Raw genomic sequence first — 22,330 nt, forward strand, 5'->3', positions numbered from 1 at the left:
TCAGATCAGCCAGAGACCGAGGCCGACGCCCCCGGCCACGGTGATGGCGAGGCCGATCAGCATCATCAGCCCATCCCCGGCGGTCAGGCCGAGCGCCATGATGACGATCGCCAGTGCGGGGATGGCAGCGGCGAATGGCAGCAACTCCAATGGCATCATCCCGAGCCCCAGCACCACCATCAGCAGCGCCAGCAGGCGCTGGGTCACGTCCCCCATCAGCCAGGACAGCCTAGGCGCGAGAAATCGATCGATTCTCCGCGTCCAGGGCCTGACGCGCTGGGTGACGCGATGCCACCGTTCGTGGCTGATGCCGCGTTCGGCCAGGGTGCCCGGTAGCCACGGGCTCCTGCGCCCGAAAACCAGTTGGATCGCCATCAGCGCAATGAAAATGCCGCAGAAACTCGGCACCCCTGGCACGCCACCGGTGGGCAGCAATGCAATCAGCGCCGGCAGCAACACCACGGGACCGAACCCGCGGGCATTGAAGGTATCGACGATATCCTGCAGCGTTATCGTCTCATCCTCGACCTGCTGGTCGAGTGTCTCGAGAATATCGGTGAGCTTCATCCGCTCCGACATACGTCACCTCCCTGTAACGTCATGACTAGCATCCTGATAACGGGCCTGTGAACGACGCGCTCAAAGCCCACGGCGGGCATGCTTCAACGAGATCTGATCGTTGAGCGTCCAGAAGTCGTAGAGAACGCCGATCAGGAACAAGCCGCCGGTCAACAGGTAGATCAACCCGGTGATCCACTTCCCCATGTACATCCGATGAATGCCGAAGATCCCCAGGAACGTCAGCAGGATCCACGCCAGGGTGTAACTGGTCGGGCCAGCCCGGAAACGCAGGTCCGCCTGGCGGTCCATGCTCGGGATCAGGAACAGGTCGATCAGCCAGCCGATCCCGAACAGCCCCAGCGTCAGAAACCAGATCGTGCCGGTGACGGGTTTGCCGTAGTAGAACCGGTGGGCTCCGGTGAACCCGAAGATCCACAACAGATACCCGATGACCTTGCTGTGCGTATCGTTGAGACTCAAACCGTGTTGTGCCACGCGCGTTGCTCCTGACTCGTTTGATGTGTGAAAACCGCTGGCCGGCGCCGGCTTGCTGCGCTGACGCGCCCCGCGAGCAGCGGGCGACAGCTTACCCAAGGTCGCCGACACGATACATAGCGGCGTGTCGAGATGCTGGCCCGGCCACGGCCCGGGCCGCAATATCTGCTGCGCCCGCGACGCCCGGGAGACGAACTTGCTGTCGCTGACGGTAAATTCCGAGTGCTCCCCGCCTGTAACGGCGCCTGTCGGGGCGAGCGTTACCGTTTTCTGTCAATCTTCTTAAAAAGGGTTAATAAAACCATACCGTGTGACGCGATCAGCCCAGAAAAAAGGCGTTGGCAGGCTGTAGACGCGCATAAATTTTCCATCTATGGTTTGTGAGCGGGGCATGGGAAACGGTGCTACCAAAGTCAAGCCTTCAGACGCTTGACCAGGTATATCCCCCAATGCAACATCCGTTGCGTAGGTTTGCAGGTAGAATGTCGTCAGTTGTTAGTCGATCTCGTCCAACTCCTAGTGCGCATTCCCCCCTAGTCTGACCACGCATTTCGGGCATCCCCCGGGAGGCTCGGGTACATCACTATGCAAGTTAAGGATATCGACAATGGCAACTGGCACTGTCAAATGGTTTAACGACACCAAAGGCTACGGTTTCATCTCTCCCGATGACGGCGGCGATGATCTGTTCGCGCACTTCTCCGAAATTCAGGCAGAAGGCTTCAAAACTCTGCAGGACGGCCAGAAGGTTACCTTCGACGTCACTCAGGGCAAGAAAGGCCTTCAGGCCGCCAACATCAAGGTCGCTGGCTAACACCGGCCAAAGGTTCCAGACGCAGGGATCGATTCCAAGCGTTTCACCGCCTTGAGCAAAGCCCACCGGATGGTGGGCTTTTTAGTGGGCGCGACGAAAGCTCACAAGCCCCGGCCCATCAGGGCTCGCCGATATCTTCGTGCCAGACCTCCGGATGGACGGCGATGAACTGTGACATCAACTCCCGGCACACCGGATCGTCGAGGACCTCGACTGCAACCCCACGTTCTCTGAGCAACGCCTCTTCGCCCATGAAGGTTCGATTCTCGCCGACGACGATCCTGGGTATGCCGTAGAGCAGGATCGCGCCGCTGCACATCGAGCATGGCGACAAGGTCGTGTAGAGCGTCGAATCCCGATAGACAGAAGCCGGGAGGCGACCGGCATTCTCCAAGGCATCCATCTCGCCGTGAAGAATGGCACTCCCCCGCTGCTGGCGCTGATTGTGCCCTCGCCCGATGATCTCACCCCGGTGGACCAGGACGGACCCGATCGGCACGCCCCCCTGGTCGAGACTGCGCCTGGCTTGTTCGACCGCCGCCTGCATGAATTCATCCACGTCGAGCTCTCCTCTAGCACGTTGATCGGGTTGTGACGCCGTCCTGTCGCGGGCCGTTATCAACCGGCACGACGCAGCAAGGGGCAGTCTTCGGGAACCACCAGCGGTAAGGCCTCGCGATCGAGCGAGGCCCGGAAGTGCTCGTACCGTCGTGGCTCACCATCGAGATTGAGAGGGAAAGCGCCGTCGCTATCGAACTCGACCCATGGCACGCGAAGATAGCGCACGAACTCCCCATCCTGCGGGAGGTTCTCGAGTTCATCGATGATGCGCTTCAACTCGCCCAACGAGTTGAAGTGACGCACGAACAGCAGTTCGAGCAGACCATCGTCCAATCTCGCGGAGGGCGCCAGGCGTTGCCCTCCACCGGCCTGGCATCCGTTACCGATGGCCAGCATGAAGAGCGGAACCCGCGCTTCTCCCTCCGGCCAGCGCATGTGACCTTCGAAGGGCTGGTAATTCCACGCTTTCAACATGCCCATCAGCGAGTAGGCGCCGCCGCCCAGCAGTCTCTTCAATCCTACCGGCGTGGAAGTCGTGATCTCGGCACCGAACCCGCCGGACGCCACATTGATGAAGGCCTCGTCATCGAGCTTGCCGACATCCACCTGCCGGACGCTGCCGGTCAGGGCCAGCTTCAAGGCGTCACGCGGACCCATCGGCAGGTTCAGGCCGTGGGCGAAGTCGTTGGCGCTGCCCAGCGGCAGGATGCCGAGAGCCGGGCGACGCTCCGGAGGCTGGCGCATCAGCCCGGCGACGATCTCGTTGATCGAGCCATCGCCACCGCCGGCGATGATTCTCGCGGCGCCACCCGCTACCGCGGCATCCACCATCCAGACGCCATCTCCACCCTCCCAGGTGACCCGAACCTGAAGATCGTGACCTTGACGGCGAAGCTCCTCGACCGCATCGCGGATCTCGGGCTGCTGGGCCGATTTACCGTTGAGTATCAACCATGTGCTTTCCTTGCCATGACTGGCCATACCTGTCTCGTCCTTTCCCGGGGCCGGTCGATTCATCTCGGCCGTGCCGTGAAATCTCGCGCTGTCGATACGACGAACCCGCTCATTCTAGCGCGTTGGCGCCATACCGATATTCGACGTGTTAAACCTCACGCCAACGCAGCGGCAACCCGCTCCACGCCGACGCTTCCGACGGCGAGGCAAGCGCCGCCACCGATCGGGTCACTCGCCGACGGCGGTGGCGTCCGCCAATCCTCTTCCGGCCACCCACAACGCCAAACCGCCACCACAACATATCAGTGCCAACGACGTCTGCGGTGCCAGCGGCGTGATCAGCAACAGGGTTGCCAGCGACGCGCCACCGCCCAGTTGAATGGCGCCCAGCAGTGCGGCCGCAGTCCCCGCCCGCTGAGGGAACGGTTCCAGCGCCAGGCTCGCTGCAGCCCCCAGCACCATCGAGAATCCCACCGACAGCAGCGCCACGGGGCCCATGAAGGTGAGTACGGAAACCGGCAACCCCCAGTACAGGCCGGCGATCAGGGCACCCCCGCTCACGACGACGACCAGTCCCCGCTGCACGGTCGGCCTGCGCCCCCAGCGTGCCATCAATCGGGGCACGACGAAGAACGCCACGGTGCTGACCAGGGCATTGCCACCGAACCAGAGGCTGAAGACCCATTCCGGCTGCCGCAGCCGGTCCATCATCACCACCGGCGCTGCGGACACATAAACCAGAATGGCGGCCATCATCGTGCTGACGAGAATGGCATAGTAGAGAAACCGCCGGTGGAACAGTACCGGGCGATAGCGCGACCAGCGATAGAGACGCCGTTCGATCAGCGTGTCATGGGGCCGTGTCTCCCCGAATCGCCAGCAGGCTCCCAGCCACAGCAGTCCCGCGAACCCGGTCATGAAGGCAAAGTTGCTCCGCCACCCCAGCCATACTGTCAGGGCCCCGCCCAATACCGGCGCCAGTGAGGGCACCAGCGTCAGCGAACCGTTGAGATAACTGTAGAGCTTGGCGCCCTCGACGGGAGGATAGCTGTCACGTACCGCCGCAAAGGCCACCGTGACGGAAGCGCAGGCGCCGAATCCCTGGAGCACGCGGGAAGCGTAGAGCATCTCTATCGACACGGCCGACATACCGATCAACGCCGCGACCATGTAGATGGCAGCTCCCCCCAGCAGCACCGGGCGGCGCCCGAAACGGTCGGTCAGCGGGCCGACCATGAGCTGCCCGACACCGACGCTCATCAAGAACAGAGTGATGGTCAACTGCATCGCCGCGTAGGAACGCTCGAATTCCGCCGCCATCGCGGTCAGTGCCGGCAGGTAGATGTCGATCGCCAGTGGCGACAGCATGACCGCGCCCATCAATATCCAGAAAGCCGGACGTCCTTGTTGCTGCATGACTGCCTCACCACCATTCAGGAGCGCCTACTCTATCGATTGACGGGGGAATGACAACCATTCTCGATATCAATCCCCGGTCGGAGAGAGCTGGAACTCCAGCAGCCGATCATGCTCTCGAAGATCGGCGGCCAGCGGCGGGATGTACTTGCGGTCATGCGTGCGCAACATCAGGCGGTACTCGAACTGCCGGCCATCGTCGCGCGTCCGGTAGCTCAGGCTCTCGACCCTGAATCGGTGAGACGCCATCAGGTCATGGATCTGCGTTTCGGACATCACGCTACCGCTGTCGAAACGCAGGATGCAGCGGGCAAAGATCCGACTGGGCATGCGCCCCTCCACCACCCGGAAAAGGGAGAGTGTCAGCAAGGTGACCACTGTCGCCACCACGGCCGGAAACAGAAAGCCGATGCCATAGAGAATGCCCAACGTGGATGTGACCCAGATCGAGGCGGCCGTGGTCAATCCCCGGACCGTCAATCCCTCCTTGAAGATCACGCCGGCGCCCAGGAACCCGATCCCGGTCATGATCCCTTGAGCCATCCGGGTGGGATCGGTGCGAACGGTCGCTTCCGGAACGTTGGTGCCCAGCCACTGCCACTGATAGACCGTGACCATCATCAGCAGGGCCGACGACACGCAGACCAGCGCATGGGTGCGAAAGCCCGCCGGCCGCCCATGAAAGGTCCGCTCCAGTCCGATCAGGCTTCCCGCCAGCCAGGCCAATCCCAAGTGAATCAACATTGTCCAGGATTCCGGCGACATACTTGGCTATCTCCCTGTCGTGTTTACGACTATCGTTCAAGCATAGCGGCTGTGACCGGCCACCGCAGAAGACTCGGCGGTATTTGCCGTACCCGCGCCTTGCCACTTTTCAGCCATGAAGGAATGAACGCTTGAGCAAACGTCACAATCTCACCCCGCCCAGTCGTGTGCAAAAAGACGAGGAAGAACACGACCTTCAGCTCAACGACGAGGAACTGCCCTCACGCGCCGCCGCCGTACACGAATCCATCAGGGAGGAGGGAGAAACGGAGTTGAGCCGGACCGTGTCGGCGCTGCTCTGGTCCGCCATCGCCGCGGGCCTGTCGATGAGCTTCTCGATGCTGGCGAAGGGCCTTTTGCGCGCGCACCTGCCGGAAAACGACGTCGGCTTCCTGGTCGAGTCGCTGGGCTATACGGTGGGGTTCCTGGTCGTCATCCTGGCGCGCCAGCAGCTCTTCACCGAAAATACCGTGACGGCCGTGCTTCCCGTGATGAGCCAGCCCCGGCTCGGCAAGTTCGTGTGCCTGCTCCGGCTATGGGGCGTGGTGCTGATCGGCAACCTGGTCGGTGTCGCCGTCTCCGCCTGGGCCATCCTGGCGCTGCCGATCTTCTCGCTCGAGACCCACGAGGCGTTTCTGACCCTGGGCGAACATATTCTCGAGAACACGCCGATGCAGATGTTCGCCAAGGGCATCGTGGCCGGGTGGATGATCGCGACGATGGTCTGGCTGCTGCCCAGCGCGGGAAGCGCCAAGATCTGGGTCATCCTGATCGTGACCTACCTCGTCGCGATCGGCGAGTTCACCCATATCATCGTCGGCTCCACCGAGGTGATGTACCTGGTCTTCTCCGGCCACGCCGGCTGGTCGGAATATCTCTTCCATTTCGGCTTCCCGACTCTGCTCGGCAATGTGGTCGGAGGCACCTTCATCTTCGCCCTGATCAGCCACGCCCAGATCCGCAGCGATAGCGATCGTTGAGACTTGCCAAATCATCGCCGATATCGAGCACGACAACGCGAACGGGGCGCCAGACAGGCGCCCCGTTCGCATTACCGCTGGCGTCGCGAAAGGCTCAAGTCGCCCGCTCGGTCTCGCGGGACTCTCGGGGCTCGGTGGCAGTGGATGCCAGGTTGATTCCCGCGATCAACGCCTTGAGCGAAGCACTGACGGTGTCGCTGTCCTCGGCGACGGCGCAAACGCGCTGCCCGTCGACATTGAGCTGGACGAACGCAATGGCGTTGGCCTCGCTGTCGCCTCCCAGCGAGTGCTCGGCGTAGTCGATGATGCCGACACTGACGCCGGAATGCTTCTGCCACGCGTCGGTGAAGGAGGACATCGCGCCGTTGCCCTTGCCGGAGAGACGCAGCGTCTCGGCACCCTGCCACAGGGTCACCTCGATGCCTTCGTCCTGCCCTTTGGAGAGACGATAGTCGGCCAGCGACAACGGTGATTCGCTGGTGAACCGGTCGAACATGACCTGGCGGATGATTTCGCTGGAGAGTTCGCTGGCCCGCTTCTCGCTCTCCTGCTGCACGTAAGGCGCCAGCGCCAGCATCATCCAGCGCGGCAGGCTGATGCCGTAGTCGCGCTCGAGCAGGAACGCCATGCCACCCTTGCCGGACTGGCTGTTGACCCGGATCACCGCCTGGTAGTCGCGACCAATGTCATGGGGGTCGATCGGCAGATAGGCCACCTGCCACGGCTCATCCGGTTTCTGTTTCTTGAGCGATTTGCGGATCGCATCCTGATGACTGCCGGAGAAGGCGGTGTAGACCATCTCGCCGACCCAGGGATGGCGGGGGTGAATCGGGATGTTGGTGCACTCGTTGACCACTTCGATGATCTCGTCCGGCCGCGACAGGTCGAGCTCCGGATCGATCCCCTGGCTGTAGAGGTTCATCGCCAGCGTGACGATATCCATGTTGCCGGTACGTTCGCCGTTGCCCAGCAGCGTACCCTCCACGCGCTCGGCACCGGCCAGCAATGCCAGTTCCGCGGAGGCGACCGCCCCGCCGCGATCGTTGTGGGTATGAATCGAGATGATCACGCTGTCGCGATTCTTGATGTGCTGGCAGAAATACTCGATCTGATCGGCGTGATGGTGCGGCCCCGCCACTTCGACCGTGGTCGGCAGGTTGAGAATGCACTTGCGACTCGGGGTCGGTTGCCAGACGTCCATGACCGCTTCGCAGATGCGCAGCGAGAAGTCGATCTCGGTGCTGGAAAAGCTCTCGGGGGTGTACTCGAACCGCCACTCCACGTCCGGGTAGCGCTCGGCATAGGTCTTGACCCAGGTCGCCCCCTGCACCGCGATATCGACGATACCATCGCGATCCATCTCGAACACCCGCTCGCGCTGCACGGTCGAGGTCGAGTTATAGAGGTGGACGATGGCGCGCTTGGCACCGACCAGCGACTCGAAGGTCTTCTCGACCAGATGCTCGCGACACTGCACCAGTACGGCAATGGTCACGTCATCGGGGATCTGGTCATCCTCGATCAACCAGCGAACGAAGTCGTAGTCGGGCTGGCTCGCCGACGGAAACCCCACCATGACTTCCTTGATCCCCACCTTGACGATCTGATGCCAGAACCGCTTCTTCTGCTCGACGCTCATCGGTTCCAGTAGTGCCTGATTGCCATCGCGCAGGTCTTCGCTGACCCAGATCGGGGCGTGATCGAGATCACGATCCGGCCACTGGCGGTCGAAGGCGGGTACCCGGGGAGCCGGGCGGTATTTTCTGTGATCAAAGGCGCGATGATCGATGGCAGACATGGCAAACATCCTGACGAGATAAAAGAGCCAACGAATTGTAGGGCGCGCCGTTGGGGCGGGCCCCGCTGTTGAGCCACCGCGGATCGCGGCGGAAACGGGGGCCGGACCCCGGATGCGGGGACCGGCCCGAAGCTGCTTGTGGCAGCAGAGACAGTGTAAGGCTTTTGGGCCGACAGGACATTGCGAAGATCGATCTTTCTCGCCGCCGGATGGCATAATCTGCCAATCAAGACAAAAAAGAGACAGATATTGCCAATGAACTCCTCACAGCCTCTGACTCTCGATCGCTACGACCGGCGCATTCTCGAGCTGATCCAGCAGGAAGGCCGGATCAGCAACCAGGAACTGGCCGAGCGCATCGGGCTCTCGCCCTCGCCTTGCCTGCGCCGCCTGCGTGCGCTGGAGGAGAGCGGCCTGATCCTCGGTTACCGCGCCCTGGTCGACGCGCGGCAGCTGGGCTACCGGCTGATGGCGCTGGTGCACATCTCCATGGATCGCCACACCCCGGAGCGCTTCGCCAACTTCGAGCGCCAGGTGGCGGCGCTGCCCCAGGTGCAGGAGTGCCTGATGATCACCGGCCAGGAGGTCGACTATCAGCTCAAGATCCGGGTCGAGGACATGGATGACTATCAGCAGTTACTGCTGCAGCACATCACGCCGATCGAGGGCGTCTCCGGCGTCCACTCCAACTTCGTGCTGCGCCCGGTGTTCGAGAATCGCGGCGTGCCGGTGGCGCCCTGACCGTATATCCGGCACTGACTGGCCATCTCTACGCCGGGCGTGATGGAATTTATCGACTGTCGGCTCACCCGACTTACGAATTGGACCATACTCATGCATGACAACGCGTGACCGATCACTACATAGGATAATGCCATGTCTTTTCGCCGTACCCTGCTCGCCTCGCTGCTGCCCCTGGCCGCCGCCATCCTGACGCCGGCGCAGGCTCAGCAGTCGAGCGCACCGCAGGTCGATACCCAGCAGTTCCAGTCCTGGGAAGTGGGCTGCCCCAAGGGCGGTGAGCGCCAGAGCTGCGTGATGAGCCAGATGGTCAGCAACCCCGACAGCAACGAACCGCTGATGCGTGCCATGGTCGGTCATCCGGCCCAGGCCGACGGTCCGGTCATGGTCTTCCTGCTGCCGCTGGGCGTGCGCCTGGCGCCGGGTATCCAGCTGCAGGTGGACGCCAACGAGCCGGTGGGCATGCCCTACCAGGTCTGCCTGCAGCAAGGCTGCCGTGCCAATCTGGCGCTGTCGCCGCAGTTGCTCGCCCAGCTGCGCGGCGGCAACAAGGCCACGGTCAGCGCCATCGCTCCCGACGGCAAGCGGCTCGACATGGACCTTTCGCTGATGGGCTTCACCAGCGCCAGCCAGCGCATCGCCCCGCAGTAAAGTCCCCAGCCCACGCGCCCGAGATGCCCGGGGCCGCGTCGGCGGGTCGATCCCGGCGGCGCACCGCCGGATGCCGGTCGCGTGCGGCCCCTCATTAGACGATTGCGCAATTGTGGAGACAGTGGCGGCCGGTTAAGACTTTGCATGCAAAGTGCATCTTATCGATAACAGAACCCGTCTAGCGAGGTCACAATGAGTCGATCAAGCACGTCCCGCCATCTCACTCCGCTGCTGTTCGCCGCCTTACTGGCCTCGCCACTGGCATGGGCGGAGTATCCCGAAAAGCCGATTACCCTGATCGTCCCCTGGGCGGCCGGCGGCGGCACCGACGCCACGGCTCGCATCATCGCCTCGTCGCTGGAAGAGCAGCTCGGGCAGACGATCAACGTGGTCAACCGGACCGGGGGCAGCGGCGTGGTCGGTCACACCGCGATCGCCAACGCCCGGCCGGATGGCTACACCCTGGGCCTGGCCACCGTCGAGGTCGCGATGATGCATTGGCAAGGGCTGACCGACCTCACCTATCAGGACTTCACCCCCATCGCCCAGATCAACTTCGACTCCGCCAGCCTTTCGGTCGCCGAGGACTCTCCGTTCGACAATCTCGAAGCGTTCGTGACCCAGGTCAAAGATAACCCCAAGGGTACCTATACCGCATCGGGTACCGGCCTGGGCGGTATCTGGCACGTCGCGCTCAACGGCTTCCTGATGGATCAGGGCATCGCCGCCGGCAAGATCACCTGGATCCCCAGCCAGGGCTCCGCACCGGCCATGACAGAGCTGGCCTCCGGCAGCATCGACGTGGTCGCCTCGTCGCTTCCCGAGGCGAGATCGATGATCGATGCCGGCGAGCTCCGAAGCCTCGGTGTCATGACACCGGAAAGACTGGAAGGCTTTCCCGATGTGCCGACCTTCGAGGAACAGATCGGCAGTGATTTCACGCTGGGCGCATGGCGTGGCATCGTCGGTCCCAAGGGGATGAGTGAAGATGTCGTGGCCACGCTCGAGGATGCGCTGAAGAAAGCCTACGACAGCGATGCCTATCAGAGCTTCATGGCCAGGCAGGGTTATGGCGTGGTGTGGCGAGACGCCGATGGCTTCGAGCAGCTGATGGCGGAGGATGACCAGAAATTTGGCAAGATCATGGGCGAGATGGGTCTGACCCATTAGACGGTGCCCGATACCCTGCACTCGATAACCGATCGGGCCGGCGTCGTGACGATACCGGCTCGTCGTCATTTCTCGTCTCAGCTACTCAAGAGGTCACCTGCATGGAGCTGCCGCAGAATCCGTTCCGACGCTCGCTCGACGGTAATACGCGCTATGGCTGCTGGGCCGGCTTCGGTACCGGCTACGCCACCGAGATTCTCGCCACCACCGGATTCGACTGGCTGTTGATCGATGGTGAACACGCGCCCAATACGGTCCCGTCCATCCTGTCGCAGCTGCAGGCCGTGGCGCCCTATCCCAGCGCACCGGTCGTGCGTACCGTCAACCACGACCCTGCCCTGATCAAACAGTTGCTCGACATTGGTGCCCAGACGTTGATGATCCCGATGGTCGATACGGCCGAGCAGGCCGCCAGACTGGTCGCCGCGACCCGTTACCCGCCGCACGGTTTTCGGGGCGTCGGTGGCGGTCTGACCCGTGCTACCCGGTGGGACGGCGTCGAGAATTACCTGGCCCGAGCCCATGAGGAACTTTGCCTGATAGTCCAGGTGGAGTCGCGAACCGGCGTCGACAACGCCGAAGCGATAGCGAAAACCGAAGGCGTCGATGCCGTTTTCGTCGGCCCCGTGGACCTCTCCACCGGGGTCGGCCATGCCGGCAATCCGAACCATCCCGACGTGCAGGCGATGATCCGTCGTACCCTCGAGGCCACCCACGCCGCCGGCAAGGCCGCCGGCATCCTGGCGCCCGCCGAGGCGGATGCCAAACGGTATGCGCAATGGGGGTTCGACTTTATCGCCGTGGGTATCGATATCAGCCTGCTGCACCAGGCTGCCATCGAGACGATTTCGCGCTACAAGTCCGATATCCCTCGGCCGAAATCGAGTCTCGGCTACTGAGCCCCCGCCCTGGATAGTGGTTGCCGACGACAAGCGAATCATCGAAAAAGCCCCGGCCACATCCTGTGACCGGGGCTTGGCTAAGCCACTCGTTCTCCGCAATACCGACATATCACGGTCTTGTTCGCAAGGGACTCGACGCCCGGCATTGCTTCCACTGCCCGCGTAATGTCCGCCGCCTTTCGCTGCCCTGCAGCACGCTCAATGTCGCCGAGAACGCGATCCTTCATCTTCGCTTTTTCGTCAAAGGTCGGGAAGGCCGAAACGATCTCGTTCTCGAATCGGCGCAGACCGATATCCTTGAGCATGTGGTCGTTCAACCCACTCAAGGCCTTCAAGTCGTGCCGATATTGACGGCTCGCGGCGAGGCGTTGCAACAATGCTTTGAAAATGCTTGAAAACTTCATGTCTCCGATCTCCAGACTGGCGGAGGCCGGACACGAATCGCAGTAAAAAGGCGGGGACTTTCGTCGTCTTTCGGCCGCGATGGGTGTCGCGGCCGATGATGAATTTCAATCCAGGGCGCGCGACCGACAACGTGCTCGCATATCGCGCAGAAACGCGATATTGGAGAACGTTGACCAGGCCAGGCGATGGGAATTCATCACGATTTCCGAAAATTAATGGAAGCGTTTCGATAACGTCATTCGTTATCGAATTACCGAAAGCAATAATCTTATTCCCTTCGATCATTTCGATTAAAAACGAGGTATCTGCCGACGTCAACCGGAAAAACCGAAATAGGGAGAAGTTCTTCGAGCCCGCTGGGATGAAAACTCGAGGCCAGAAAAGCGAGGGCGCCGCGGTCACGCCTGGGGATGAGGTCTGGAGAGCCGGGATCGACCGACAACGTGCGGTTCGGCAAGACCCAAAACGCTCGGCGCGCGCAGCACAGCGCACGTCGAGCGAAGGCTTCAGGCATAGGTGTTGATTTGTGTTCCCACACTGCCAGAGGATGCCAGCTCCGGCGACGGCGCCACCGAGGACATCAACTGCGCGATGTGTGATGCCTGCCCATCCAGCGACTGCTTCAACAGACTATTCTGCGCTTGCTGGTCCTGATTGAAGTTCTGTAGCGCCAGCTCCGTACCGACGGCGGCATTGACTGCAGTATCCATCACAAACTCCTCGATCCGAAGAGAGGCCACGCTTCCATGGCACTCTCGGTTTCTCGATCTTTCGGTCCATCCATCGGTCTATCGGCGCGACGCCCCACCGACTTTAGCCATCCGATGCGAGCAGGAGCCGCAGCCAGGCTCTCCTGTGGAGAAAATCACCACGCTATCGGCTACGCTTGATCGCGCAATTCCAACCCGGTCAAGCGTTTACCGTCCGAAGGATATATCGATGCCCAGACTCTCGTTGACCCTCGCCCTCACCCTCTGTGCCGGCGTTGCCTTGAGCGCCTGCCAGCAGCGTGACGTTTCGAATCAGGATACCGACGCTGCCAGGGAGACCTTCCAAGCGGCGAATTACCCGCTCGAGGTGCGATACGACGCCTCGCTGATACGCGTCGATGGCGAGGTCTCCAACTATTTCGACAACGGCGGCTGGCAACTGTCGGACGATGCCCCCGGCGATCGCCTGATCCTGCTGAAACTCCCCGAATCCGACGACGTGGCGACCGCCCTGTGGCGCTTGGGCGCAAGCCGCGACGCCAAGGCCGTGGCCAACTGCCTGAGCCTGCCCGTCAATGCTCAGGCAATGCCCTCGAAGACCAACCTGGCGGGAGAGGCGTTTACCGGCTTCACCCTCGGAGACGCCGGCATGAGCCACTTCCAGAACGCCGAAGGCTATCGCGCCGTGGTCAACGACACCTGCTACGCCATCGACCTGATCGTGCAGGGAACCAACGGCGAGGTTTACGATCCGCCTCGCCAGCCGCCGTTCTCCAGCGACGAGGCCATGAAGCGGTTACGCGCGATCAGTGACGGGCTGTCGTTCACCGGAGGATAATCGGGCTATCCCGCTGTCGCCGGCGCGCGGCCGGTCACCTGGGGAAGCGCTTGTTTCCCCCGGGTGCCCGCTCCCGCCAAAGATCGGTTCGATGGCGATGATGCTTCCGCCCCGATCGTCTTCCCCAGGTCGAAGGATGAGACCGCTTCATCCAGCAGAGAGGATTGCTGACGCAGTCTCTCGGAGGCGTGCGAGACGCTCTCGACCAGGGATCCGTTCTCCTCGGTGTCCTGGGCGATCCCACGCAGATCGGCGTTGACCTCGCCGATATCGTCGCTCTGACGGCAACAGGCCTGACTGATTCCGTCGATCAACCGGGCGACGTCGTTCGTCCGGCCATGCATGTCGGTCATGGTACGCGCGACGTCTTCCGCCCTGGCGGTACCGTTCACGACTTGCTGCCGAGATTCGCCGATCAGCGCCCTGATATCGCGGGACGCTTCGGCGCTGCGATTCGCCAGCGCCTGCACTTCGCCGGCGACGACCGCAAAGCCACGCCCGCTTTCCCCTGCGCGCGCCGCCTCCACGGCAGCATTGAGCGCCAGGATATTGGTCTGAAAGGCAATGCTGTCGATCAGATCGGTGATTTCGGTGATCCTGTTCGAGCTTTCGCGCAGCTGATGCATGGCCCCCGTCAATGCGTTAACCATCCGCTGGCCCTCGTCCGCCACGTCGCCGGCTTCGCTGGCCAGCATACTGGCGCGTCGGGCATGGTCGCTGTTTTCCTGCACGGAGCCGCCGATCGCCTCGAGTTTACCCTGGGTGCGGACCAGCGCCGTCTCCTGCCGGCGATTGCGATCAGCGAGCTCGTCGTTGCCGTGATTGATCGTGGTGGATACCGCCGCGACCTCGACAAGCGTCGTCTTCACGCGCCCGAGCGTCGCGCGCACGACCTGCATCGTGCGCTTGAACTCCCCACCGACGTGGCTGCGCATCGTCGTATCGTCGAACCCGAGATCGAAGATGCCTTCACGGCGCCCGATGTGCCTGCTGAGACGGCTCAGCTCCTCGGCGCTGATGGCGTCGCGTGCCATCTGGCGCGCCAGGAACCCCAGCACCACCGTCTGGACGACCACGTAGGCGGCGTGGATCAGGACCATCGGCAGATAGGCCATCATGTGCGATTGCGGCATCACATAGATGTCCCAACCCTGATGTTGCAGGTAGCAGAACAGCAGGTGGTGACCCGCTATCACCCCCGCGCCGCAGGCGAGCACTCGCCAGTCGCGATACGCCAGCAGGATCGACAGCAGCACGAAGATGACGAAGTGCCCCTCGATCATCCCCAGCAGCAGGTGAATCTGCAGCCCCGCATGGACCATGAACGCCGTCGCCACGCAAAGCCGCGTCGTCAGCGCAGTCGGCCAGCACCGGATCATCACGATGGGTATGATACTGGCCGGCAATCCCACCACGAGGGCGGGCCACCACAGACCGTGCACGGCGGCCATTCCTAGTGTCGTGACACCGAGAACGACCAGCAGCAGCGCCATCAGGCGATTGGCGCGAACGTAGACACCGGTCAGCAGGTCCCTGGACGAAAACGATGAATCCATGGCGTCTCTCACGATCTTGTTGTCGGGGCCGGTGAATCCACCGGGCGTCGGCAGGCATGCCGATCAGAACAGTTATCGGCATCGCGCAGCGACTCTTCACTCCCGCCTTGCCACCCCTCCCGCCTCAGGACACCGCCATGGCGCGGCTGCTACACTGCGAGCGCCAGCCCAAGGATTGGATGACCTCATGAAAACCATCGGAGCCCACGTCAGCGCCGCGGGCGGTGTCGATCAGGCCGTGAGTCGCGCCACCGAGATCGGCGCCAACGCTTTTGCGCTGTTCACCAAGAATCAGCGCCAGTGGAAAGCCAAGCCCCTGGAAGAGCGTACGATCGAGGCATTCAAGACCGCCTGTCGCGAGCAGGGTTTTGGCCCGGGTCAGATACTTCCCCATGACAGCTACCTGATCAATCTGGGCCACCCCGAACCGGAGGGGCTGGCCAAATCCCGCGCGGCGTTTCTCGACGAGTGTCAGCGCTGTGAGCAACTGGGGCTGACGCTGCTCAACTTCCATCCTGGCAGCCATCTCAACAAGATCAGCGAGCGCGACTGCCTGGCGCGGATCGCGGAGTCGATCAACGAGACCCATGCGGCGACCCACTCGGTGGTCGCGGTGATCGAAAATACTGCCGGCCAGGGTTCGAATCTCGGTTTCCGGTTCGAGCAATTGGCCGAGATCATCGAACAGGTCGACGACAAGTCCCGCGTGGGTGCCTGCATCGATACCTGTCACGCCTTCGCCGCCGGCTACGACCTGCGTACCGAGGCGGACGCCATTGCAATGCTCGACGAGTTCGAGCGCGTGGTTGGCGCTCGATTTCTTCGCGGCATGCACCTCAACGATGCCAAGAGCGAGTTCGCCAGTCGGGTCGACCGTCACCACAGCCTCGGCAAGGGTAATATCGGCCTGGCGGGATTCACCGCGTTGATGCGCGACCCCCGCACCGATGACATACCGCTGATACTGGAAACCGTCGAGCCGGCGATCTGGCCGGACGAGATCCAGTGGCTGCGCGATCAGCAGCACGCCGATTAACTTTTCAGGACAGACCTCACCATGGATGGATTCTTCAACTGGCTCGGCGAGGCGATCGGCAACGTGATTCGCGCCGTGATCAACGGGCTGCACGGCATCTTCGGCGGGCTCTGGCAGGCCATCGACGGCTTCGTCGAAGGCTTGACCGGTTCCCTGGGCATCAGCGATTCGATCTTCAGCATCGCCGTCCTGGTGATTGGCGTGCTGCTGCTGATCAACGGCCTCCGCTCGCTGGTGCGCGGCGGTATCGCCGGCGGCATCGTGTGGCTGCTGCTGGGGCTGCTGATACTAAGCTGGTTGATTCGCTGAGTCGGGTCTCTTCCCGATTGCAACAATCGGCGGGAAGACATGCCTATTCCTCCTGGGCCCCCGTGACCTCCTTGTCATACCCTCTTTCGTCTACCACCTTGAGGTCGCAAGGTCACATTGATTGGTGACCGATTGATGACAGGTTCTGTCGTCACGTCAGACAAGGAGACATCAGGATGAGTCAGTCACTCAAAGCGCAGCAGAACGGCGTCGACGTCTACAACCAGTTCATTGGTGGCCAATGGCTCACCGGTGACGGCGAGTTGCTGGACGTCCTCAATCCCGCCACCGGCGAGGTCATTGCACGGGCCCGACTGGCCGATGAAAAGCTGGCCGACCAGGCGCTTCAGGCAGCGCAGGACGCCTTCCCCGCCTGGTCACGCAAGACTGCCGTCGAGCGCGCCGATCATCTCTACAAGCTGGTGGATCTGATCCAGGACAACCGGGACCGCCTGGCCCGGCTGATCACCACCGAGCAAGGCAAGCCGCTCTCGGAAGCCGATGCGGACGTCGGCATGTGCTGCGACCTGATCCGCTTCGCGGCGGAAAACACCCGCCGGCTCGAGGGCGACATCATCCCGGCGGACGACCCGGACGAACAGATCTGGATCCAGAAGGTGCCGCATGGCGTCGTGGTCGGCATCACCGCCTGGAACTTCCCCGCCGCGCTGATCGGTCGCAAGCTCGGCCCGGCACTGGCCGCGGGCAACACCATCGTGCTCAAACCCTCGGAAGAGACGCCGCTGACCGCGCTGGAGATCGTCGAGCTGGCGCGCCAGGCCGGCATTCCCGATGGCGTCGTCAACCTGGTCAACGGTCGCGGCCGTGACATCGGCAATCACTTGATCACCAGCCCGATCACCCAATTGGTCAGCATGACCGGCAGCGTGAGCGGCGGTCGCGAGATCAACAAGGCCGCTGCCGAGCATCTCAAGATCGTGCGTCTCGAGCTGGGCGGCAAGGCACCGTTCATCGTGCTCGACGACGCCGATCTCGATCCGGCGGTCGATGCCGCCATCGCCTCGCGCTACAACAACTGCGGCCAGGTCTGCACCTGTAACGAGCGCATGTATGTCCAGTCCGGTATCTACGATCGCTTCCTGGAGCGCTTCAAGCAGCGCGTCGAGGCGCTCAAGGTGGGCAACCCGCTGACCGACGAGGACGTCGACATGGGACCCAAGATCAACGCCGGGGAGCTCGACAAGATCCACGAGATGGTCGAGCACGCCCAGAGCCAGGGCGCGCAACTGTTGACCGGCGGCAAGCGGCTGACCGGTGGCGACTACGACAAGGGCAACTACTACGCGCCGACGATACTGACCGACGTCGACAACGACATGGATATCATGAAGGAGGAGATCTTCGGTCCGGTGGCGCCGATCATGAAGGTCGACGACTTCGAACAGGCGATGGCGTACGCCAACGCCTCGGAGTACGGCCTATCCGCCTATGTGTTCACCCAGAACGTCAAGCACCTGATGGCGCTGACCCGTGAGCTCGACTTCGGCGAGATCTACGTCAACCGCGGTGCCGGCGAATCCGTCCAGGGCTTCCACAAGGGGTATCGCAACAGCGGTCTCGGCGGCGAAGACGGCAAGTACGGGCTGGAAGCGTACGTCAAGAGCAAGACGATGTATGTGCACTATTCCTGATCGAAGCACCGACTTTCCCGCTAACGGGCCGCCAGTGGCGGCCCGTACTCGTTACCGGCTATCGCTCTGCTAGCACTGCCCAAGCGACGGCAGCACATGGTCACGGTAGCGCCACAGGATGAATACCCCGGCGAAAACCATGACGAGTGCGACCGCCAGAAGGATCGAGCCCGTCGCCAGAAACCCCGCCGTCGTGCTCACGATCAACCCGCCCAGCGGCTGAGTCAGATTGTTGAGCATCACCACCAACCCCGTCGTCTTGCCGAAGTCTTCCGAGGGAATCACCCGACGGCGCAGGCTGCGAATCGAGACACTGAACATCTTGTCGAAACCGATCACCAGCAAAAATCCGAGCGCGTAGAGCGACGAGATCGCGGTCACGCTCGCCATCAGCCCGCCTAGCGCCATCGTCGCATAGGCCAGCAGCCCCAGCCGGTCCGCCGGTATCAGCGATCTTGCCGTGAACAGCAATACCAACACCGTGGCCAGCGCACCGCCGGCCTGCAACACGCCATAGTAGATTTCGCCGTGGCTCTGAACGCCGGTGACCACGGCGGGCGCCGTGGCCAGCAGCGTTCCCAGCAGTAGATTGACGGCCATTGCCAGACCAATCGATGCCGGCAGCGCGGGACTGACGCGGAGATGACGGCCCGCGATCAGCAGCGCCCGATACCCGTTGGCGGCATTCGGCCGCGGCGTCGGCAACTCCGGCCTGGCCAGGCGCTGCCAGCGCCAGATCGCGAGATCGCCGAGCGCGAAACCGAGCGCGATCACCACCACCACCGCCTCCCACTCGAGCCGCGCCAGCAGCGCCGCCGCCACCAGCGGGCCAAGTACCGTCCCCACCTGGTCGAACAGTTGGGCGTGGGAGACGAGCCGCTCGTAGCGAGTGGCACCGAAGGCCTGCACCAACAGCATCTCTCGCGCCATCACGCCCTGGGTCGACAATACGCCGACCAGCGCCGACAGGCCGATCAACCATGCCACATGGGGCATCGCCAGATAGCCCAGGATCGCTGCAATGCACGTCGCCATGCGCCAGCGCTGGCTGGATCGCAGCAACCGATCGTTGCGGTGACGATCGCAGAGCTGACCGCACAGCGGAAAGGCCAGAAACCGTGGCAGGGTCTCGAAGAAGAACGCCAGACCCGACCAGGCGACACTGCCGGTCAACTGATAGATCACCAGCGGTACCAGAAACAGCAGCATCTGGTCCGCCAGCCGCGACAGCAGCAGCGACACGAAAAAATGGCGATTGGGCGATCTCATCCGTCGAGCACTCTCCGGGGCCGGCTATCGGCACGGCCACCGAGCCGCACGCCAGGTGCGACCCGGCCCGACCGGGCGACAGCGGTCATCAGGCACCCGCCAGGGCGCGCTCGACCATCTCATAGACGTTGGGCGAGAGCTTCTCGGCACGAATGCGCTCGAGTTCGGCCTTCATCAGCGCCTGGCGCTCTTCGTCGAAGCGCTGCCAGCGGGTCAATGGGGTGATGATGCGCGCCGCGATCTCCGGATTGAGGCGGTTGAGCTCGATCACCACGTCCGCCAACAGCTTGTAGCCCTCGCCATCGAGCCGGTGGAAGTTGACCCGGTTCTGAGCGAAGGCGCCGATCAGCGCGCGCACCTTGTTGGGGTTCTTCATCGAGAACAGCGGATGCCCCATCAAGAAGCGCACGCGCTCGAGCACATCGGGCTGGGGGCGGGTGACCTGGATGGTGAACCACTGATCCATCACCAGCGGGTCGTGCGCCCACTTCTCGCCGAATGCCTTGAGTGCCGGCTCGGCCAGATCGGTACGGTCGCTGTGCGCCAGCAGCGTCAACGCGGCGCGCACGTCGGTCATGTTGGCGCCCCGCTCCAGTTGCTGCTGGGTGAGACTGATGGCTTCGTCGTCCTCGATGCTCATCAGGTAAGCCAGGGCGACGTTCTTGAGACGACGGCTCGCGATCTGCTCCGGCGTCGGCGCATAGGGCTCGTCACTCTGGTTGTCACGGTAGACGGCGAGAAACTCGTCGCGCAGTTGCCAGGCCAGCGACTGGCGCACGAACTCGCGCGCGGCATGGATGGCATCGACATCGACCACCGGCTGCTGTTCGGCGATGTACGCCTCCGACGGTAGCGTCAGCATCTCCGCCAGCACCGCCTTGTCGTCGCCGGGCTCATTGAGCAGGCTGCGATACGCCTCGACCAGGCGCACGTCCATCACCTTCTCGACGCCGTTGCGGTGCGCGGCGATGAGGTCGTCCAGCGCCAGCATGGTCAGGCGCTGACCGGCATCCCAGCGATTGAAACCGTCGGAGTCGTGGGTCAGCAGGAACGCCAGTTCCTCGCGCGAGTAGGGATAGCGCAACTTCACCGGCGCCGAGAATCCGCGCAGCAGCGACGGCACCGGCGCCTCTTCGACGTCGGTGAAGACGAAGGTCTGCTCGGCTTCGCGCAGATGAATGACCGCGTCCTTGCCACGCTTTTCACCGTCCAGCGTCAAGGTCAGGTCGTGCCCGGACTTGGTCCCCACCAGGCCCATGCGAACCGGAATGTGCAGCGGCAACTTGTCGGTCTGTCCCGGCGTCGCCGGGGTACGCTGCGACAGGCGCAGACGGTATTCGCCGGTGGCGTAATCGTACTCGCCATGGGCGTCGACCTCCGGCGTCCCTGCCTGCGAGTACCAGCGCAGGAACTGTTCGAGGTCGAGCCCGGACACTTCCGCCATGCAGGCGACGAAGTCCTCGATCGTCACCGCCTGGCCATCGAAGCGTGCGAAGTAGAGATCGCTGCCGCGACGAAAATCCTCCCACCCCAGCAGGTGGCGCAGCATGCGCACCAGTTCCGCGCCCTTCTCGTAGATGGTCAGGGTGTAGAAGTTGGAGATCTCGATGTAATGATCGGGACGGACGGGATGGGCGGTGGGCCCGGCGTCCTCGGCGAACTGGGCGGTGCGGAAGAACGAGACGTCCTCGATCCGCTTGACCGGGGCCGAATTGACGTCGGCGGAGAAGGTCTGGTCACGGAAGACGGTGAAGCCTTCCTTCAGCGAGAGCTGAAACCAGTCGCGGCAGGTGACCCGGTTACCCGACCAGTTGTGGAAGTATTCATGGGCGACGATCCCCTCCACGCGCTGGAAGGTCGCATCGTTGGCGGTCTGCGGGTGGGTCAGCACCGCCGCCGAGTTGAAGATGTTGAGCCCCTTGTTCTCCATCGCGCCCATGTTGAAGTCGTTGACGGCAACGATCATGAAGCGGTCGAGATCGTACTCGCGACCATAGGTCTCTTCGTCCCACTGCATCGAACGCTTGAGCGAGGCCATGGCGTGCTCGGTCTTGTCGAGATTCTCCGGCTCGACCCAGATCTGCAGCAGCACCTCGCGGCCGCTCGCGGTGGTGTAGTGATCCTCGACCTTCTCCAGGCTGCCGGCGACCAGCGCGAACAGATAGCTCGGCTTGGGGTGCGGGTCCTCCCAGGTCACGAAGTGGCGATTGTTGGGCAACTCGCCCTTTTCCACCGGATTGCCGTTGGAGAGCAGCACCGGCAGCGACTCGCGATCGCCGATCACCGTGGTCGAGAAGGTCGCCATCACGTCCGGCCGATCGGGATAGTAGGTGATCCGACGGAATCCTTCCGGCTCGCACTGGGTGCAGAACATGCCATTGGAGCGATACAGCCCCTCCAGCGCGGTATTGGCATCGGGGTCGATCTCGACCTCGGTATCGAGCAGGAAGCGCTCCGGCACGGTCGCGACGGTGAGCTTGCCGTCGCCGACCTCGAACTCCCCCGGCTCCAGCGTCTGGCCGTCGACGGCGATACGGATCAGCTTGAGCTCGCTCCCAGCCAGTTCCAGCGGCAGGCTGGTTTCAGCGTCACCGGGCTCGCGATCGGGATGGCGTTCCATATGCAAGCGCGCCTTGACCCGGGTGGCGGCCGGCGCGAGATCGAAGGTGAGCTCGGTATGGGTGACGCGGTACGCCGGCGGCAGATAGTCCTTGAGATAGGTCGCTTGCATCCCAGACATGGCAACG

General features: G+C 62.9%; 22 protein-coding genes. 10 read left to right on the plus strand and 12 right to left on the minus strand.

Annotated features, from left to right (window positions below; all coding sequences use genetic code 11):
* Both DOM56_RS15890 and DOM56_RS15895 read right to left on the minus strand, forming a co-directional pair.
* Positions 1-579 (minus strand): exopolysaccharide biosynthesis protein, encoded by a 579-nt coding sequence (locus DOM56_RS15890; protein ID WP_110710046.1) that lies wholly within the window; start codon positions 577-579, stop codon positions 1-3.
* Between the two features lie 60 nt (positions 580-639).
* On the minus strand, positions 640-1,056 hold the full coding sequence (locus DOM56_RS15895; protein WP_198655816.1) for a TM2 domain-containing protein: 417 nt from the start codon (positions 1,054-1,056) through the stop codon (positions 640-642).
* A gap of 607 nt (positions 1,057-1,663) precedes the next feature.
* On the opposite strand from DOM56_RS15895, the gene DOM56_RS15900 reads away from it, so the two are divergent.
* Positions 1,664-1,870: a cold-shock protein gene (locus tag DOM56_RS15900; protein WP_110600936.1), complete on the plus strand. Its 207-nt coding sequence runs from the start codon at positions 1,664-1,666 to the stop codon at positions 1,868-1,870.
* Positions 1,871-1,988: 118 nt separating this feature from the next.
* Here DOM56_RS15900 and DOM56_RS15905 read toward each other — a convergent pair whose 3' ends face one another.
* From DOM56_RS15905 to DOM56_RS15920, 4 genes are all read right to left on the minus strand, one after another.
* On the minus strand, positions 1,989-2,429 hold the full coding sequence (locus tag DOM56_RS15905; RefSeq protein WP_110710047.1) for a nucleoside deaminase: 441 nt from the start codon (positions 2,427-2,429) through the stop codon (positions 1,989-1,991).
* A 59-nt stretch (positions 2,430-2,488) separates the two neighbouring features.
* Positions 2,489-3,412, minus strand: a complete 924-nt coding sequence (gene yegS / locus DOM56_RS15910; protein ID WP_110710048.1) for a lipid kinase YegS — start codon at positions 3,410-3,412, stop codon at positions 2,489-2,491.
* A gap of 201 nt (positions 3,413-3,613) precedes the next feature.
* Positions 3,614-4,801, minus strand: a complete 1,188-nt coding sequence (locus tag DOM56_RS15915) for a multidrug effflux MFS transporter (protein ID WP_110710049.1) — start codon at positions 4,799-4,801, stop codon at positions 3,614-3,616.
* Positions 4,802-4,870: 69 nt separating this feature from the next.
* Complete coding sequence (locus DOM56_RS15920; protein ID WP_232822336.1) at positions 4,871-5,545, minus strand: MgtC/SapB family protein; 675 nt, start codon at positions 5,543-5,545, stop codon at positions 4,871-4,873.
* Positions 5,546-5,697: 152 nt separating this feature from the next.
* Between DOM56_RS15920 and DOM56_RS15925 the strand changes: the two genes are divergently transcribed.
* Complete coding sequence (locus tag DOM56_RS15925; RefSeq protein ID WP_110710051.1) at positions 5,698-6,546, plus strand: formate/nitrite transporter family protein; 849 nt, start codon at positions 5,698-5,700, stop codon at positions 6,544-6,546.
* Positions 6,547-6,640: 94 nt separating this feature from the next.
* On the opposite strand, the gene DOM56_RS15930 is transcribed toward DOM56_RS15925, so the two are convergent.
* Positions 6,641-8,344 carry a 2-isopropylmalate synthase gene (locus DOM56_RS15930; RefSeq protein ID WP_110710052.1) on the minus strand — a complete coding sequence of 568 codons (1,704 nt, stop codon included), beginning with the start codon at positions 8,342-8,344 and terminating at the stop codon, positions 6,641-6,643.
* Positions 8,345-8,599: 255 nt separating this feature from the next.
* Between DOM56_RS15930 and DOM56_RS15935 the strand changes: the two genes are divergently transcribed.
* The 4 genes from DOM56_RS15935 (at position 8,600) to DOM56_RS15950 (ending at position 11,805) form a co-directional block, all read left to right on the plus strand.
* Positions 8,600-9,085 carry an Lrp/AsnC family transcriptional regulator gene (locus tag DOM56_RS15935; protein ID WP_110710053.1) on the plus strand — a complete coding sequence of 162 codons (486 nt, stop codon included), beginning with the start codon at positions 8,600-8,602 and terminating at the stop codon, positions 9,083-9,085.
* Positions 9,086-9,220: 135 nt separating this feature from the next.
* Entirely contained in the window at positions 9,221-9,736 is a 516-nt protein-coding gene (locus tag DOM56_RS15940) for an invasion associated locus B family protein (protein ID WP_110710054.1), read from the plus strand.
* 192 nt (positions 9,737-9,928) lie between these two features.
* A complete protein-coding gene (locus DOM56_RS15945) occupies positions 9,929-10,906 on the plus strand; it encodes a tripartite tricarboxylate transporter substrate binding protein (protein ID WP_110710055.1) in 978 nt (325 codons plus the stop codon).
* A gap of 101 nt (positions 10,907-11,007) precedes the next feature.
* Positions 11,008-11,805, plus strand: coding sequence for an HpcH/HpaI aldolase/citrate lyase family protein (locus DOM56_RS15950; RefSeq protein ID WP_110710056.1), 798 nt, complete (start codon positions 11,008-11,010; stop codon positions 11,803-11,805).
* An 80-nt stretch (positions 11,806-11,885) separates the two neighbouring features.
* Here the strand turns inward: DOM56_RS15950 and DOM56_RS15955 are convergent, their stop codons facing one another.
* Complete coding sequence (locus tag DOM56_RS15955) at positions 11,886-12,212, minus strand: DUF1127 domain-containing protein (protein WP_110710057.1); 327 nt, start codon at positions 12,210-12,212, stop codon at positions 11,886-11,888.
* Between the two features lie 507 nt (positions 12,213-12,719).
* On the minus strand, positions 12,720-12,923 hold the full coding sequence (locus DOM56_RS15960; RefSeq protein ID WP_110710058.1) for a putative motility protein: 204 nt from the start codon (positions 12,921-12,923) through the stop codon (positions 12,720-12,722).
* A gap of 229 nt (positions 12,924-13,152) precedes the next feature.
* Here DOM56_RS15960 and DOM56_RS15965 point away from each other — a divergent pair, with 229 nt between their 5' ends.
* The gene (locus tag DOM56_RS15965) at positions 13,153-13,761 is read left to right on the plus strand and encodes a hypothetical protein (RefSeq protein ID WP_110710059.1); all 609 of its coding nucleotides are present in this window, start codon (positions 13,153-13,155) and stop codon (positions 13,759-13,761) included.
* A 5-nt stretch (positions 13,762-13,766) separates the two neighbouring features.
* On the opposite strand, the gene DOM56_RS15970 is transcribed toward DOM56_RS15965, so the two are convergent.
* Entirely contained in the window at positions 13,767-15,317 is a 1,551-nt protein-coding gene (locus DOM56_RS15970) for a methyl-accepting chemotaxis protein (protein WP_110710060.1), read from the minus strand.
* Positions 15,318-15,504: 187 nt separating this feature from the next.
* On the opposite strand from DOM56_RS15970, the gene nfo reads away from it, so the two are divergent.
* From nfo to aldA, 3 genes are all read left to right on the plus strand, one after another.
* Complete coding sequence (nfo, locus tag DOM56_RS15975) at positions 15,505-16,353, plus strand: deoxyribonuclease IV (protein ID WP_110710061.1); 849 nt, start codon at positions 15,505-15,507, stop codon at positions 16,351-16,353.
* Between the two features lie 21 nt (positions 16,354-16,374).
* Positions 16,375-16,662, plus strand: a complete 288-nt coding sequence (locus DOM56_RS15980) for a hypothetical protein (protein WP_110710062.1) — start codon at positions 16,375-16,377, stop codon at positions 16,660-16,662.
* 176 nt (positions 16,663-16,838) lie between these two features.
* Entirely contained in the window at positions 16,839-18,314 is a 1,476-nt protein-coding gene (gene aldA, locus DOM56_RS15985; protein ID WP_110710063.1) for an aldehyde dehydrogenase, read from the plus strand.
* A 69-nt stretch (positions 18,315-18,383) separates the two neighbouring features.
* Here the strand turns inward: aldA and DOM56_RS15990 are convergent, their stop codons facing one another.
* Both DOM56_RS15990 and pepN read right to left on the minus strand, forming a co-directional pair.
* Entirely contained in the window at positions 18,384-19,583 is a 1,200-nt protein-coding gene (locus DOM56_RS15990; protein ID WP_110710064.1) for an MFS transporter, read from the minus strand.
* 88 nt (positions 19,584-19,671) lie between these two features.
* A complete protein-coding gene (pepN, locus tag DOM56_RS15995; protein ID WP_110710065.1) occupies positions 19,672-22,323 on the minus strand; it encodes an aminopeptidase N in 2,652 nt (883 codons plus the stop codon).
* Between the last annotated feature and the right edge of the window lie 7 nt (positions 22,324-22,330).

Source organism: Salinicola sp. CR57, from assembly GCF_003206585.1.
GTDB lineage: Bacteria > Pseudomonadota > Gammaproteobacteria > Pseudomonadales > Halomonadaceae > Salinicola > Salinicola lusitanus.